Source organism: Dryocola clanedunensis (assembly GCF_038405435.1).
In the GTDB taxonomy this organism is placed as follows: Bacteria; Pseudomonadota; Gammaproteobacteria; order Enterobacterales; family Enterobacteriaceae; genus Dryocola; species Dryocola clanedunensis_A.
This window is the reverse complement of the sequence record NZ_JBBYHZ010000256.1, coordinates 1-506: the sequence shown is the minus strand read 5'-3', so window position 1 is coordinate 506 and position 506 is coordinate 1. Positions and strand designations below refer to the sequence as shown.

The following is a 506-nucleotide window of genomic DNA, read 5'->3' as shown; positions in this document are numbered from 1 at the left end:
TGCGATCGCCAGCGGCACGCTCACCAATCCCTTCCAGCTGCGGGTATTCGATTTGGAGCTGATGCTGAGCGGACAGGACATGGAGGATCTGTTCCCGCTGATCGGCGTGGCAATGCCGTCCACGCCGCCGTACAAGCTCAAGGGCCGCTTGAAGCGCAACAACGCGGTCTGGCGCTATGAGTCGTTCACCGGCACCGCCGGCGACAGCGACCTGGGCGGGACCGCGCAGATCGATGTCAGTGGCAAGCGCCCAATCCTGACCGCGGATCTGGTGTCCAAGCGGCTGGACTTCGACGATCTGGCCGGCTTCATCGGGGCACCGCCAAAGACGGGTGCCGGCGAGTCGGCCAATGCCGAGCAGAAGGCCAAGGCGGCCGCACTGGCGGCCAGTGCCAAGGTGCTGCCGGACACGCCGTACAACCTGTCCAAGCTGCGTGCGATGGACGCCGACGTGCGCTGGAAGGCGCAGCGCATCAACCGGATCTGATCCCTCTGCTGCGTACTCA

Annotated in this window: 1 protein-coding gene; it reads left to right on the top strand. The window is 65.4% G+C overall.

What is annotated here, in order from left to right; translation table 11 throughout:
• Window positions 1–487, top strand: a 487-nt coding sequence (locus AAE045_RS24520) for an AsmA family protein (RefSeq protein WP_455549886.1), incomplete at its 5' end; no start/stop codon positions are given.
• Window positions 488–506 lie beyond the last annotated feature (19 nt).